At 73.0% G+C, this 14,538-nt stretch carries 12 protein-coding genes; 3 read left to right on the forward strand and 9 right to left on the reverse strand.

Features of this window, described 5'->3' with window-relative positions; translation table 11 throughout:
* Nucleotides 1-90 precede the first annotated feature (90 nt).
* From VMF51_RS05530 to VMF51_RS05565, 8 genes are all read right to left on the reverse strand, one after another.
* Entirely contained in the window at nucleotides 91-663 is a 573-nt protein-coding gene (locus tag VMF51_RS05530) for a DUF6801 domain-containing protein (RefSeq protein WP_325473410.1), read from the reverse strand.
* An 88-nt stretch (nucleotides 664-751) separates the two neighbouring features.
* Nucleotides 752-1,867, reverse strand: coding sequence for a glutamate 5-kinase (proB, locus tag VMF51_RS05535; RefSeq protein WP_325473411.1), 1,116 nt, complete (start codon nucleotides 1,865-1,867; stop codon nucleotides 752-754).
* Complete coding sequence (obgE, locus tag VMF51_RS05540; RefSeq protein ID WP_325473412.1) at nucleotides 1,864-3,414, reverse strand: GTPase ObgE; 1,551 nt, start codon at nucleotides 3,412-3,414, stop codon at nucleotides 1,864-1,866. Before obgE ends, proB begins: the two co-directional genes overlap by 4 nt.
* 113 nt (nucleotides 3,415-3,527) lie before the next feature.
* Nucleotides 3,528-3,782, reverse strand: a complete 255-nt coding sequence (gene rpmA, locus VMF51_RS05545) for a 50S ribosomal protein L27 (RefSeq protein ID WP_325473413.1) — start codon at nucleotides 3,780-3,782, stop codon at nucleotides 3,528-3,530.
* 36 nt (nucleotides 3,783-3,818) lie between these two features.
* Nucleotides 3,819-4,127 carry a 50S ribosomal protein L21 gene (gene rplU / locus VMF51_RS05550; RefSeq protein WP_325473420.1) on the reverse strand — a complete coding sequence of 103 codons (309 nt, stop codon included), beginning with the start codon at nucleotides 4,125-4,127 and terminating at the stop codon, nucleotides 3,819-3,821.
* Between the two features lie 197 nt (nucleotides 4,128-4,324).
* Nucleotides 4,325-7,663 (reverse strand): Rne/Rng family ribonuclease, encoded by a 3,339-nt coding sequence (locus tag VMF51_RS05555; RefSeq protein ID WP_325473414.1) that lies wholly within the window; start codon nucleotides 7,661-7,663, stop codon nucleotides 4,325-4,327.
* 349 nt (nucleotides 7,664-8,012) lie between these two features.
* Nucleotides 8,013-8,726, reverse strand: coding sequence for a TIGR03936 family radical SAM-associated protein (locus tag VMF51_RS05560; RefSeq protein WP_325473415.1), 714 nt, complete (start codon nucleotides 8,724-8,726; stop codon nucleotides 8,013-8,015).
* Nucleotides 8,727-8,735: 9 nt separating this feature from the next.
* On the reverse strand, nucleotides 8,736-9,914 hold the full coding sequence (locus VMF51_RS05565; protein ID WP_325473416.1) for a winged helix DNA-binding domain-containing protein: 1,179 nt from the start codon (nucleotides 9,912-9,914) through the stop codon (nucleotides 8,736-8,738).
* Between the two features lie 46 nt (nucleotides 9,915-9,960).
* Here VMF51_RS05565 and VMF51_RS05570 point away from each other — a divergent pair, with 46 nt between their 5' ends.
* From VMF51_RS05570 to VMF51_RS05580, 3 genes are all read left to right on the forward strand, one after another.
* Entirely contained in the window at nucleotides 9,961-11,211 is a 1,251-nt protein-coding gene (locus VMF51_RS05570) for an MFS transporter (RefSeq protein WP_325473417.1), read from the forward strand.
* Nucleotides 11,208-12,008 carry a DUF4190 domain-containing protein gene (locus VMF51_RS05575; RefSeq protein ID WP_325473418.1) on the forward strand — a complete coding sequence of 267 codons (801 nt, stop codon included), beginning with the start codon at nucleotides 11,208-11,210 and terminating at the stop codon, nucleotides 12,006-12,008. The genes VMF51_RS05570 and VMF51_RS05575 overlap by 4 nt, the downstream gene beginning before the upstream one ends.
* A 290-nt stretch (nucleotides 12,009-12,298) precedes the next feature.
* On the forward strand, nucleotides 12,299-12,529 hold the full coding sequence (locus tag VMF51_RS05580; RefSeq protein ID WP_325473419.1) for a YlcI/YnfO family protein: 231 nt from the start codon (nucleotides 12,299-12,301) through the stop codon (nucleotides 12,527-12,529).
* A gap of 58 nt (nucleotides 12,530-12,587) precedes the next feature.
* On the opposite strand, the gene VMF51_RS05585 is transcribed toward VMF51_RS05580, so the two are convergent.
* Nucleotides 12,588-14,516 carry a TIGR03960 family B12-binding radical SAM protein gene (locus tag VMF51_RS05585; RefSeq protein ID WP_325473421.1) on the reverse strand — a complete coding sequence of 643 codons (1,929 nt, stop codon included), beginning with the start codon at nucleotides 14,514-14,516 and terminating at the stop codon, nucleotides 12,588-12,590.
* Nucleotides 14,517-14,538: the final 22 nt, after the last annotated feature.

The raw sequence follows: 14,538 nt of genomic DNA on the forward strand, positions 1-14,538 counted from the left end.
CCGACCCGCATCCGCTCACCCCGCGACCATTCGCCGGAACCCACGACGGCCCGGTGCCGGGCACCGGGCCGTCGCTGCTGGGATCAGCGGTCATCGCACCTTGACGGTGCCGATCTTGGCCCGCTCGCCCTTGTCGAGCGCGCAGGTCGAGTTGCTGATCAGCGCACCGCCGTTCTGGTCCGAGGCGCTGAACTTGAACGAGCGCGGGATCGTGACCGCCTGGGCGCCGCGCTTGCGCAGCTTGACGGGGGCCGTCTTGCCCGTGGCCCGGATCTTCATCGTCCCGCTCGCGGGCACCTTCTGGTCGGTGAACGCGATCCCCTTCAATCGCACCTTCGTGGCGCCGATCTTGATCTTCGCGCCCTTCGCCGTCCCGGAGAGGCTGGTGACCCCCAGGCCGCGGAGCCCGGCCGTCAGGCCCTCGGGCAGGACGACCGTCAGCGTGACCTTCTTCGCCCCGACCTTCGTGCCCTTGCGCACCTTCTTCGGGAGCGGCACCTTCGTCTTCACGGTGAGGGTCTGGGGGCCGAGCGAGGTCCCGCACGTGTAGGACGCCGATCCGGAGACGGCCTGCGCGGACGGCGAGACCGCGACGAGCGCGGCGGAGCCGACGGCGGCCGCGGCACCGAGCGCGGCGATCCTGGACGTGAGTCGAGTCGTCACAGATGTTCCTCCCTGTCGTGGCGCGCCCTCCCGGCACGCCGCTCCCCCGTCGGTAACCAACGAGGCAGGCGTCACACGGGGTGGGTCGTCAGAGGAGGACGAGGTCGTCGCGGTGCACGACCTCACGCTCGTACGCCGCACCGAGCTCCCGCTTGAGGTCCTTGCTGGAACGGCCGACCAGGGTGGGGACCTCGCTGGCGTCGAAGTTCACCAGCCCGCGGGCGACGGGGACGCCGTCGGGTCCCGCGAGGTCGACCGGGTCGCCCGCGTGGAAGTCGCCGGTGCAGCCGGTGACCCCGGCCGCCAGCAGCGAGGCGCGGCGCTCGACCACGGCGCGCACGGCGCCGGCGTCCAGGAGCAGGGTGCCGAGCGGCTCGGTCGCGTGCGCCAGCCACAGCAGACGGGTGCGGCGCCGCTTCCCGGTCGGGTGGAACAGCGTGCCGACCGGCTCGCCGGCCGCCGCCGCGCCCGCCTGGTCGGCGGACGTGAGGACCACGGGGATGCCGGCCCCCGTCGCGATCCGGGCGGCCTCGACCTTCGTCTCCATGCCTCCGGTGCCGACACCCGCGGCTCCCGCGCGGCCGATCTTGACCGCGCCGAGGTCCTCCCCGCCGTGCACGTCGCTCAGGCGTACGGCGCCCGGCGTGCGCGGGTCGGCGTCGTACAGCCCGTCGACGTCGGAGAGCAGCAGCAGCAGGTCGGCGTGCACCAGGTGCGCCACCAGCGCCGCCAGCCGGTCGTTGTCGCCGAACCGGATCTCCGAGGTCGCCACCGTGTCGTTCTCGTTGACGATCGGGAGCACGCCGAGCTCCAGCAGCTTCGCGAAGGTCTGGTACGCGTTGCGGTAGTGCGCGCGCCGGGTGACGTCGTCGACCGTGAGCAGCACCTGGCCCGCGATCAGGTCGTGGCGGCGCAGCTCCTCGGTGTAGCGGTGCACCAGCAGCCCCTGCCCCACCGAGGCGGCGGCCTGCTGGGCCGCCAGGCCCCGGGGGCGTCGCTTCAACCCGAGCGGGGCCAGGCCCGCGGCGATGGCACCCGAGGAGACCAGCACCACCTCCGTGCCCCGGCCGCGCGCGGCGGCGAGGACGTCGACCAGCCGCTCGACGCGCGCGGGGTCGATGCCGCCCGTGGCCGTCGTCAGTGACGAGGAGCCGACCTTGACGACGATGCGCCGGGCGCCGACCACCTCGGGACGCAGGCTCATCCGGCCGTCCCGGGGTCGTCCTCCGCCCAGTCCGGGTCGTCGGCCGAGCCGATCTCGTACGACATCGGGCCGATGCCCGAGCTCCGGGCGGTCTGGTCGATCCGGCGGGCCACGTCGGCGCGGGTCTCGTTCTCGCCGCGGTCCTCCATGCCCTCCTGGATCTCGCGGCGGCGCGCGTGGGCGGGCCGCTGCTCGTCGAACCGCTGGTCCTCGCCGCGGCGGCCGAGCATCTCAGCGCCGGCCTCGATGCCGGGCTTGAAGTCGAAGACGACCGAGTTGTCCGGGTGGCCGATGAGCACCGTGTCGCCCTCGACCGCGCCCATCGCGGCCAAGCGCTTCTCGACCCCGAGCCGGTCGAGCCGGTCGGCCAGGAAGCCGACGGCCTCGTCGTTGCTGAAGTCGGTCTGGCGCACCCAGCGCTCCGGCTTGGTCCCCCGGACCCGCCAGCCCTCGCCGTCCCGGGCGACCGTGAAGTCGTCCCCACCGTCGGCGCTCGGCGGCCGCAGCACGATCCGGGTGGCCTCGACGACCTCCCGCTCGGCCCGGGCGCGCGCGACCAGCTCGGCCATCGCGAAGGTGAGCTCGCGGATGCCCTCCCCCGAGGCGGCCGAGATCGGGAAGACCCGGAAGCCCCGCTCCCGCAGGTCGTCGACGGTCATCTCCGCGATCTCGCGGCCGTCGGGCACGTCGATCTTGTTGAGCGCGACCAGGCGCTCCCGGCCCTCGAGGCCGCCGTACTGCGCGAGCTCGTGCTCCATGGCGTCCAGGTCGTCGAGCGGGTTGCGGCCCGGCTCGATCGACGCCGTGTCGACCACGTGCAGCAGCGCCGCGCAGCGCTCGATGTGGCGCAGGAAGTCGTGGCCGAGACCGCGGCCCTCGCTGGCGCCCTCGATCAGGCCGGGTACGTCGGCGACGGTGAACGTCGTGTCGCCCGCCCGGACGACGCCCAGGTTGGGGACCAGGGTGGTGAAGGGGTAGTCGGCGATCTTGGGCCGGGCGCGCGAGATCGCCGCGATCAGGCTGGACTTGCCGGCGCTGGGGTAGCCGACCAGGCCGATGTCCGCGACGACCTTCAGCTCGAGCACGACCTCGAGCTCCTCGCCGGGCTCCCCGAGCAGTGCGAAGCCGGGGGCCTTGCGCTTCGCGGAGGCCAGTGCGGCGTTGCCGAGCCCGCCCCGGCCGCCCTCGGCGACCACCAGCTCGGTGCCGGGACCGACCAGGTCGGCGAGCACCTCGCCCGAGCGGGTCTTGACCACGGTGCCGTCGGGAACGGGCAGCACCAGGTCGGCGCCGTGGGCGCCGTTGCGGTGCGCACCGGCCCCGTGGCCGCCGTTCTGGGCGGCCCGCTTCTTGCTGTGGTGGTAGTCGATCAGCGTGGTGACGTCGGGGTCGACGCGCAGGATCACCGAGCCGCCCGGACCGCCGTTACCGCCGTCGGGACCGCCCAGGGGCTTGAACTTCTCGCGGTGGACCGAGGCCACGCCGTGACCGCCCCGGCCCGCGCTGATGTGCAGCGTCACCTCGTCGACGAAGGTGGGGACGGCCATGGCGGGGTTCCTTACGACGGGGGTTGAGGTGCGAGCGAAGCGAGCATCGAAACCATGAAGGGCGCCCCGACCGGGACGCCCTTCAAGGTGAAGCAGGTGGTGCGAGCGTCAGCTCAGGCACCCGGAACGATGTTGACGACCCGGCGACCGCGACGGGTGCCGAACTCGACGGCACCGGGGATCAGCGCGAACAGCGTGTCGTCGCCGCCGCGGCCGACGCCGCTGCCCGGGTGGAAGTGCGTGCCGCGCTGGCGGACGATGATCTCGCCGGCGTTGACCAGCTGACCGCCGTACCGCTTGACGCCGAGGCGCTGCGAGTTGGAGTCGCGACCGTTCTTGGTGGACGCGGCGCCCTTCTTGTGTGCCATGAGTTCAGTCCTTCGGTTTGCTGCCCGAGCGGTCGCTCAGAGGGAGATGTCGGTGACCTTGACCTGGGTGTACTTCTGGCGGTGACCCTGGCGCTTCTTGTAGCCGGTCTTGTTCTTGTACTTCTGGATGATGATCTTCGGGCCCTTGGTGGCACCGAGGATCTCCACGGTCACCGTGGCCTTGTCCAGCGCCTTCGCGTCGGAGGTGACGGTCTCACCGTCGACCGCGAGGACGACGGGAAGGGTCAGCGTCTCGCCCACCCCGGTCGTCACCTTGTCGATCTCGATGACGTCGCCCACGGCAACCTTCTGCTGCTTGGCGCCAGCGCGCACGATCGCGTACACCGCGGTCTCCTTCGTCGTCTTCTGCGTCACTACGGTCTCGGGTCTGGGGCTCCCGGCCACCGCGCACACAGCAACGAGCCTGCGCGTCGGGTGGAGGGCCACTCAGAGACGGCGCGCGTGAGCGCACCGAGGGTCAATACTACGGTTCGGGACCGGCCACAGCAATTCGGCGGCCGGCCCCGGCCCGATCAGGCGGTTCAGCGCTTGCGGGTGCCCTTCTTCTTGACGGGCACGTGCTCGATCACGGGCTCGTCCTGCTCCTCGCCCCCGGTCGACGTCGACTCCTCGCTCGGCGGACCGGCCGGCCGGCTGGCCGAGCGACCACGGGTGCGGGTGACGACCTTGGGCGGCTCGGGCGCCGCCACCGGGGCGACGGGCTCGGCGACCACGGGCTCGGCCGTCGCCTCGACCACGATCGGCTCCGCCGGAGCCGTGGTCGACGCGGGCTGACCCGCCGGCCGGTTGGCGCTGCGCCGGCGGGTGCGGGTCACGACCTTCGGGGCCTCGACCGCGGCCGGGGTCTCGACCGGGGTCTCGACCGGGACCTCGGCGGGCACGGCCTCGGGCTCCGTGACCTCGGTGCCGACCCGGCGCGAGTTCGCGCCGGGTCGCTCGGGCTCGGGGGTCGGCTCGACCGGAGCCGGGGTCGTCTCGGCCTGGGCGGCGCCGCGGCCGCGACGACCGCGCGCGCGGCTCGTGACCTTGGGCGCCTCGGGCTGGGCCGCGGGCTCGGTGGTGGGCTCCGCCGTGGGCTCGGCGACGACCTCGGTGGGCGCGACCTCGGTGGGCGCGACCTCGGTCTGCTCGGTGCCGGTCGACTCGGCGGCCTCGTCGTCGGACTGGGCGCGCGACTCCTGGCGCGCCATCGCCGCCACGTCGGCCGGCGTGGGGGGCTTGGCGGGCGCCGGGGCGTTGCCGCCATTGCTGCCACTGCTGCCGTTGCCGCCGTTGCCGCCGTTGCCGCTGTCGTCCCCACGGCCGCGACCACGGCGCCGGCCGCTGCGGCCACCGCCGCCGCCACCGCCCGAGCCGCTGTCGTCGCCACGGCTGCCGGGGTCGATCGGGTGGTCGTGGACGACGACCCCGCGGCCGTGGCAGTGCTCGCAGTTCTCGCCGAACGCCTCGAGCAGGCCGGTGCCGATCCGCTTGCGGGTCATCTGCACCAGACCGAGCGAGGTCACCTCGGCGACCTGGTGGCGGGTCCGGTCGCGGCCGAGGCACTCCACCAGGCGGCGGAGCACCAGGTCGCGGTTGGACTCCAGGACCATGTCGATGAAGTCGACGACGATGATGCCGCCGATGTCGCGCAGCCGCAGCTGGCGCACGACCTCCTCCGCGGCCTCCAGGTTGTTCTTGGTGACCGTCTCCTCGAGGTTGCCGCCGGAGCCGGTGAACTTGCCGGTGTTGACGTCGACGACGGTCATCGCCTCGGTGCGGTCGATGACCAGCGAGCCGCCCGAGGGCAGCCACACCTTGCGGTCCAGCGCCTTGGCGATCTGCTCGTCGATCCGGTGGATCGCGAAGACGTCCTTGCCGTTCTCGCCCGGCGTGAACCGCTCGAGACGGTCCTGCAGGTCGGGCGCGACGTGCTGGACGTAGGCGCTCACGGTCTCCCAGGCGTCGTCGCCCTCGATGACGAGCTTGCCGAAGTCCTCGGTGAACAGGTCGCGCACGACCTTGAGCGTGAGGTCGGGCTCGCCGTACAGCAGCTGCGGGGCACCGCCCTTGGTCCGCTTCTCGATGTCCTCCCAGCGGGCCTTGAGGACCTCGACGTCGCGGGTCAGCTCCTCCTCGCTGGCCCCCTCGGCCGCGGTGCGGACGATGACGCCGGCGGAGTCCGGGACGATCTCCTTCAGGAGGGTCTTCAGCCGGGTGCGCTCGGTGTCGGGCAGCTTGCGGGAGATGCCGCTCGTGGTGCCGTCGGGCACGTAGACCAGGAACCGGCCCGCGAGGCTGACCTGGCTGGTGAGCCGGGCGCCCTTGTGCCCGATCGGGTCCTTGGTGACCTGCACCAGGACCGACTGGCCCGACGAGAGCACGGACTCGATCTTGCGGGGCTGGCCGTCCTTGTGGCCGAGCGCCGACCAGTTGACCTCGCCCGCGTAGAGGACCGCGTTGCGGCCCTTGCCGATGTCGATGAACGCGGCCTCCATGGAGGGCAGCACGTTCTGCACCCGGCCGAGGTAGACGTTGCCGATCAGCGACGTCTGGGACTCGCGGGCGACGTAGTGCTCGACGAGGACCTTGTCCTCGAGGACGCCGATCTGGGTCAGCTCGTCGCGCTGGCGGATCACCATGACCCGGTCGACGGCCTCGCGGCGGGCCAGGAATTCGGCCTCGCTCACGATCGGCGCGCGTCGGCGACCCGCCTCGCGGCCCTCCCGACGGCGCTGCTTCTTGGCCTCCAGGCGGGTCGAGCCGTGCAGCGAGGTGATCTCGTCCTCGGCGCTGCGCGACTTGCGGACCCGGGTGACGGTGTTCTCCGGGTCGTCGCCGGAGTCGCCTCCGTCGTCGCCCTGGCGCCGGCGGCGCCGCCGGCGGCGGGAGCTGCCCTCGCCGGAGGGCTCCTCCTGCTCCTCGGCCGGACCGGAGCCGCTCGCGTCGCCGGACTCCTCCGCGCCGTCGTCGCTCTTGTCGCCCGGCTTGTCGTCGCTCTTGTCCTCGCCACCGGAGTCGCCGGCCTTGCGGCGGCGGCGACCTCCCCGGCGCCGGCGCCGGCGGCCACCACCAGAGCTCTCGCCCTGGTCGTCGTCGCTGTCGTCGCCGTCCTCCTCGGACGCCTCGCTCGGCGTCTCGGCGGCGGACTCCCCGTCGGCCAGCAGCTCGTCGAAGGTGACCTCGGCGGTCCCCTCGGCGACCTCGGCGACCGGCTCGGCGGTCTCCTCGGCAGCGTCCTCGTCCTCGGGGACGACCTCGGGCTCGGGGGCCGCGACCTTCTTCGCCGCGGTCTTGCGGGTACGGCGGGCGCGGGTGGGCGCGGCCTCGGGGGCCTGGAAGAGCGGAGCGACCCCGGACGCCGCGGGGGCGGCGGGCTCGGCCGCGGGCGCCTCGGCGGCCTCCACCAGGTCCTCCGCCGGGATCGCGGCGGCGGCCTCCGGCGTCGGCTCCGGCTCGGCGCTCTTCGCGGCGGCCTTCTTGGTGGTCTTCTTCGCCGTCGTCTTCTTGGCGGCGGTCTTGGTCGCAGCGGTCTTGGTCGCGGCCTTCTTGGCCGGCGCCTTCTTCGCGGCGGCCTTCTTCGCGGTCTTCTTGGCCGCGGGAGCGGTCTCGGCGGCGACCTCCGCAGCCTCGGCTGCGGGCTCGGCGACGGGCGCGTCGAGCGGGAGCTCGGCGTCGGCCGCGGCGGCCGCGGCCTTCTTGGTGGTGCGCTTGGCCGGCGCCTTCTTCGCGGCGGTCTTCGTGGCGGCGGCCTTCTTGGCCGGCGCCTTCTTGGCGGCGGCCTTCTTCGCCGCGGCCTTCTTGGCCGGAGCCGGGGCCTCACCCTCGGGGGCGGGCGTGGTGGTCTCGGCGGTGGCGGCGACCTGGGTGTCGTCGGGCATGTGCTGCTCCTCGGGCCCGCCCCGGGACGGGGCGGGTGTCGTGCACCGCGACCCGCGAACTCAGGGCCGTCGGCGCAAAGCCTGGCGGTGGCGGCGACCCCCTCCGCGTGTGCGCCGCCGGGAGCCGATGCGTCACCTGCCGCGGTCGCTGGGCCCTGTCCCCTGTCCGGGACGGTGGCGGACCCGCTGTCACCAGGTCTGCCGAGCCGCGTCGCGGTCTGGCGACGACCTGCACCCGCCGTGCCGCCCCCTCTCAGGGACCGGCGAGAACGTCGTCGGATCGGTTCCGGCGGGGGTTCCCGCGCGTCATCGACCGTGGCGAGTATCGCACACAGGTCGTGAATGTCCGCTAACCCGAGATTCCCAGCGGGTCGCCCACGGTGCCGTCCGGCCCGAGCGGCCCCTGCGCCAGCCGGGTCAGCAGCGGCGCCCGGCCGGCGTCCAGGCCGGGGGTCGCGCGCAGCCCGGAGAGCACGTCGTCGGGCCGGACGGACGGGACCCCGTGCCGCAGCACCAGGTCGAGCCTCGCTCCCCCGTCCCGCGGCCCGGCGCTCAGTCGTACGACGGCCGCCCGGCAGTCGAACTCGCGCAGGCCCTTCTTCGTCATCCGCTCGACGCTCACCGACTCCTGGGCGAGGAACGCCTCCACCGCGGACGCCGCGGACGCCGGGTCGGCGTCGACGTCGAGGACCCAGTGGCTGGCCTCCAGCAGGTCGCTCAGCGAGCCGCCGGGCGACTCCGCGACGGCGATCACGTCGAGGCCGTCGGGCAGCGCCTCGGCCAGCGCCGCCTGCACGTCGGCGGGGTCGACGACCTGGGCGAGCCCGATCTCCAGGAACTCGGCCTCGCTCGCCGAGCCGGTGGGCGCGGCGCCGGCGTACGAGATCCGGGGGTGCGGGTTGAAGCCCGAGGAGTAGGCCATCGGCAGCCGGGCACGGAAGATCGCGCGCTCGAAGGCGCGGCTGAAGTCGCGGTGGCTGGTGAACCGGAGGCGGCCGCGCTTGGCGTACCGGATCCGGAGTCGCTGGACCGGCGGGGCCTGCTGCTCGGGTTGCTCGCGCACCGGCCAACCCTACGGCCCGGTGGCCTCCTTCATCGCCACCGAGGGGTACACCGTGCTCACCCGGTCGCCTCCGAGCCAGCAGGAGAGCCGCTCCGCCTCGACGTCGAGCGCCGTCCGCGCCTCGGCGGGCACGTCCTCCAGCAGGTGGACGACGACGGCGCCGTCCGCGTCCTGGACCCAGCAGCCGACGATCCGGCCGTCCCACCAGGCGGTGGTGCCGGCGTTGCCGTTGGTGTCGAACAGCTGGGGACCGAGCCCGCCCAGGTAGAAGTCGCGACCCTGCCAGCCCATCACGGTCGGGTCGAGGATCGGCAGCAGCGCCGCCCAGGGCTCGACCTCGGGCTCGGGGTCGAGATCGTCGGCCAGCACCCAGCCGGTCGCGCCGCCGTCCAGCGCCACCTCAACGGCCGCGACGTCGGCGAGCGCCCGCCGAACGGCGGTCTTGGTCGCGCCGAGCCACCAGACCAGGTCGGCCTCGGTGCCGGGGCCGAAGGTACGCAGCCAGCCCCGGACCAGCTCGACGTACCCCTCGGCCTCGGGCAGCGGCTCGGGCACCTCGCCGAGCCAGGCGGCCATCGAGGCCCACTGCGGACGTGCGGTGCGCCAGTGGGTGGCGTTGCGGGCGCGCACGATCCGGGCCTCGACGCCCAGGAGACCGAGGACCCGCGGCGCGACGGGGACCGACTGCCCCCACCGTCCGCTGCCCAGGTCGACCCGGCCGGCCAGCTCGGGGACCTGTTCGCGCAGCTCACTGGCGGAGAGCTCGGCACCGTCCGCGAGCCGCGCCAGGGTCGCGGCCCGGGCCGCGTCGAGCCACGCAGTGCCGTCCTCGGCCAGCCCGCCCGCCTCCGCCTCCTTCGCCAGCCGCGTGGCGAGGGCCCGGGCGACGCGTGCCGACGCGCTCCCCCACGCCGCGGGCAGCAGCTCACGCGGGAAGACGAACAGGGTCCGCCGCATCGCGAGCTGCTTGACCAGCGTGCGGTCGTCGTACAGGGCGCGTTCGACATCGGCGACGCCGATCCCGTCGACCCGGGCAAGCAGCGCGAGGTGCACCGACGGCGCCTCGGTCGCATGCAGCACGGTCATCGCGCGGCTCGCGGCCAGGACGTCGGGATGCCGGTGTGCCGGGGCGACGCCGTGTCGACGCGCCAGTCGAGCGCGCCGCTCGCTGTCGGGGAGGTGTCGCACCACCCCATCATCACCGGCGCTCGGGGCCGGTGGCAGCATCGGTCGGGTGACTCGCCGTACCGCTCCCCTCTTCCTGGTGGGGCTGGTGCTCCTCTCCCTCAACCTGCGCCCGGCGGCGGTGAGCATCGGACCGATCCTCGACGAGTTGCGCTCGGCCCTGGGGATGTCCCCCGCCACCGCCGGCCTGCTGACGTCGCTCCCCGTGCTCGCCTTCGCTCTCTTCGGCGCCCTGGCCCCGGCCGCGGCCCGCCGCGTCGGCGTGCACCGCACGACGCTCGTCGCGCTCCTCGCGATCGTCGCGGGCCTGGCGGGGCGTACGGCGACCTCGAGCGAGTCGGTCTTCCTGGCGCTGTCCGGTGTGGCCCTCGCGGGGATGGCGGTCGCGAACGTGCTGCTGCCCTCGCTGGTCAAGCTGCACTACCCGGACCGGGTCGGCCCGGTCACCGCGCTGTACACGACGGTGCTCTCGATCGGCCTCACCGCCGCGCTCGTGCTCACGGTGCCCATCACCGACGCCCTCGGGGGCTGGCGCGCCGGGCTCGGCACCTGGGCGGTGCTCGCCCTGCTGGCCGTGCTGCCCTGGGTCGGGCTGGCCGCCCGGGACCGCGCCCTGGAGCCCGCGCCGCGGCGGATCGGGTTCGCCGACGTCGGGCGTACCCGGCTCGGCTGGGCGATGGCCTGCTTCTTCGGGCTACAGTCGCTCCAGGCGTACGCCGTCTTCGGCTGGTTCGCGACCCTGTGGCGCGACAGCGGCTACTCGGCGACGACCGCCGGCGTGCTGGTCGGCCTGCTCGCGGCCACCGCGATCCCCTTCTCCCTGTGGCTGCCCGCCGTGCTCGGGCGCAGCCGCGACCCGCGGAAGATGCTGGTCGCGGTGATCGGCTGCTATCCGCTCGGCTACCTGCTGCTGCTGATCGAACCCCACGACCTGGCCGTGCCGGCCGCGCTGCTGGTCGGCATCGGCACCGTCACCTTCCCGCTGGTCCTGACCCTGATCGGCCTGCGCTCGCGGACCGCCGAGGGCACCGCCGCGCTCTCGGCCTTCACCCAGGCGACCGGCTACCTGATCGCCGGCATCGGGCCGTTCGGCATCGGCCTGCTCCACGACCTCAGCGGCGGCTGGACGGTGCCGCTGGTGGCGCTGGCCGCGCTGACGATCCCCCAGGTCGCCGTCGGGCTGCGCCTGGCCCGGCCGCGCTACATCGAGGACGAGCTCGCGCCCGGGACCGGGCGCGCCGAACCCGCCGCCGTGGGCGGTAGCGTTCACTCGCCCGCCCCACGTTCGGAGGACTCGTGACCCAGCCCCCGCAGTACCCCGGCCCGCCCGATCCGCCGGAGGAGCAGGGGCCGACTCCGCCTCCGCTGCCGCCGCAGCCTCCCGTCTACGGCGCCCCCCAGCCGCCGCCTCCGCCGTACGGCGCCCCCCAGCAGCCCCCGCCGTACTCCCAGCAGTACGGCGGGCCGCAACAGCCGCCGTCGTACGCCAACCCGTACGGCGGACCTGCCTACCCGGCCGGCCCGAGCACCAACGAGCCCTCGAAGGGCATGGCCATCGCCGCCCTGGTGCTGTCGTTCCTGGCCTGCACCTTCGTGGCCGGCCTGGTCTCGATCGTGCTCGCCATCGTGGTCCTGGTCCGCGGCAAGGACGGCCGCAACCACGGCAAGGGCATGGCCATCTCGGCCATCGTGGTCAGCGTCCTCGTGATGGCCCTGACGGTCGTCGGGATCGTCGGCATCGTCCTGGTCGCCGAGGACCAGTCGATCGACAACCTCGAGACCGGGCAGTGCATCAACGCCGACGAGCTGACCGACGCCGACTCCGACAGCATCGGGTTCATCGACAAGGTCTCCTGCAGCGAGGAGCACGACGGCCAGGTCGTCGCCACCGCCGAGCTCACCGCGGCGCAGGCCCGGGCCGCACAGTCCGGCATCGACTGCAGTTCCCTGGTCGACCCCGACCTGCTCGCCACCATCGACCCGAACGAGATCTCGATCTACGGCCTGACCCAGGACGGCTCGCCCGACACCGGCGACGCCGTCGCCTGCGTCGCCGTCCGCGTCGACGGCGAGAGGCTCACCGAGAAGCTCGGCTAGATTCCCGGCGCACCTCGGAGCATCGCCTCGCGTATACGCTTGTTATTCAATCGGTGAATGGATCTGCTCGACGTCGATCTTCTCTCGGATGAGCCTTTCGAGATCGACGTAAACGGTCCGTTGCTCTTCCCTGCCAGCCACCAGCGCACTGGTTGATGGTGGCCGAAGTCGGGGGGCGTGTGCTCGTCGTCCCCCTTGCCCCTCGCGCAGCGGCGACCCTGCACGCTGCCGACCCATCGGCTGCTAAGAGGCCGGCTCCAGCCTCGCCGCGATCTTCAGGAGTGACCGAGATGAGTTCTGAGATGACCCCCGACGAGGAGTACGAGTTCTACTCCGACCCCGCCAACCAGCTGCCGACCGGCAAGCCACGCCGACGTACGGCGAGACTGACGACGCCGATCCCCGTTCGTTTCCCGGAAGAGGTCCTCGACGAGGTCAAGAAGCGCGCCGAAGCCGACGACCGTTCCGTCTCATCCTGGATCCGCCGAGCCGTCGAGCACGAGTTGAACCGCACCGCGTGACCAGTCCCGCGCCGCCACGGAGGGGAGATCGTGGCGCACCTCGGCGAGTCAGACCAGCTCAAACCACGCTGAGCGGCAGCAGCGTCTTCCCGGTGGGGCCGACCTGGATCTCGGTGTTCATCTCCGGGCAGACGCCGCAGTCGTAGCAGGGCGTCCAACGGCAGTCCTCGACGTCGATCGAGTCGGGGTCGAGGGCGTCCTCCCAGTCGGCCCAGAGCCAGTCCTTGTCGAGGCCCGAGTCGAGGTGGTCCCACGGGAGCACCTCGTCGTACCCACGCTCACGGGTGGTGTACCAGTCGAGGTCGACGCCGGTGCCGGCGAGCGCCTGCTCGGTGGCGGTGATCCAGCGCTCGTAGGAGAAGTGCTCGCTCCAGCCGTCGAAGCGGCCGCCGTCGCGCCAGACCTGCTCGATGATCCGGCCCACGCGGCGGTCGCCGCGGGACAGCAGTCCCTCGATGATGCCGGGCTTGCCGTCGTGGTAGCGGAAGCCGATCGCGCGGCCGAACTTCTTGTCCTCGCGGACCGTGTCGCGCAGCTGCTTGAGCCGGGAGTCGGTGGTCTCGACGTCGAGCTGGGAGGCCCACTGGAACGGCGTGTGCGGCTTCGGCACGAACCCGCCGATCGAGACCGTGCAGCGGATGTCGTTGCGCCCGGAGACCTCGCGGCCCTTCTGGATGACCTTCTTGGCCAGCTCGGCGACCTGGAGGACGTCCTCGTCGGTCTCGGTCGGCAGGCCGACCATGAAGTAGAGCTTCACCTGCCGCCAGCCGTGGGAGTACGCCGCCGCGACGGTGCGGATCAGGTCCTCCTCCGTCACCATCTTGTTGATCACCTTGCGCATCCGCTCCGAGCCGCCCTCGGGGGCGAACGTCAGCCCCGAGCGCCGGCCGTTGCGGGAGAACTCGTTGGCCAGCGAGATGTTGAAGGCGTCGACCCGGGTGGAGGGCAGCGACAGCGAGACGTTCGAGCCCTCGTAGCGGTCGGCGAGGCCCTTGGCCACGTCGCCGATCTCGGTGTGGTCGGCGCTGGACAGCGAGAGCAGGCCGACCTCCTCGAAGCCGGACTTGCGGATGCCGTTCTCGACCATGTCGCCGATCGTCTCGATCGAGCGCTCACGGACCGGACGGGTGATCATGCCGGCCTGGCAGAACCGGCAGCCGCGGGTGCAGCCCCGGAAGATCTCGACCGAGTAGCGCTCATGAACCGTCTCGGCGAGCGGCACGATCGGCTTCTTGGGATAGGGCCACTCGTCGAGGTCCATGACCGTGTGCTTCGCGACCCGCCACGGAACGGCCGGCCGATTGGGCGCGATCCGCCGGATCCGGCCGTCGGGCAGGTAGTCGACGTCATAGAACGCCGGGACATAGACCAGGCCGGCGACCGCGAGCCGCTCGAGCAGCCCGGCCCGGTCCCCCGGCCGGCCGGTGGCTTTCCAGGCCCGGATCTCGTCGCTGATCTTCAGCGCCGCCTCTTCGCCGTCGCCGAGCACCGCCGCGTCGATGAACGCCGCGATCGGCTCGGGGTTGAACGCCGCATGGCCGCCGGCGACCACGATCGGGTCGCCGTCGCGCCGGTCGGCGGCATGCAGCGGGATCCCGGCCAGGTCGAGGGCGGTCAGCAGGTTGGTGTAGCCGAGTTCGGTCGCGAACGAGACCCCGAACACGTCGAACGCCGACACCGGCCGGTGCGCGTCCACGGTGAACTGCGGGACGTCGTGCTCACGCATCAGCGCCTCGAGGTCGGGCCAGACCGCATAGGTCCGCTCGGCCAGGACGCCGTCGCGCTCGTTCAGCACCTCATAGAGGATCTGGACGCCTTGGTTGGGCTGCCCGACCTCATAGGCGTCGGGGTACATCAAGGCCCAGCGGACGTCGCAGTCGTCCCAGTCCTTCGCCGTGGCGTGCAGCTCGCCTCCGACGTACTGCACCGGCTTCTGCACCCGCGGCAGCAGCGGCTCCAGCCGCGGGAACACGCTGTCGACGGGCACGGGATCCAGGGTACGGCGGGCA

It is taken from the genome of Nocardioides sp., from assembly GCF_035503875.1.
Classification (GTDB): Bacteria; Actinomycetota; Actinomycetes; order Propionibacteriales; family Nocardioidaceae; genus Nocardioides.

Coding starts and splice junctions, on each gene's coding strand:
- proB (WP_325473411.1), bottom strand. CDS start 1,867: ATGAGCCTGCGTCCCGAGGTGGTCGGCGCCCGGCGCATCGTCGTCAAG.
- obgE (WP_325473412.1), bottom strand. CDS start 3,414: ATGGCCGTCCCCACCTTCGTCGACGAGGTGACGCTGCACATCAGCGCG.
- rpmA (WP_325473413.1), bottom strand. CDS start 3,782: ATGGCACACAAGAAGGGCGCCGCGTCCACCAAGAACGGTCGCGACTCC.
- VMF51_RS05555 (WP_325473414.1), bottom strand. CDS start 7,663: ATGCCCGACGACACCCAGGTCGCCGCCACCGCCGAGACCACCACGCCC.
- VMF51_RS05580 (WP_325473419.1), top strand. CDS start 12,299: ATGAGTTCTGAGATGACCCCCGACGAGGAGTACGAGTTCTACTCCGAC.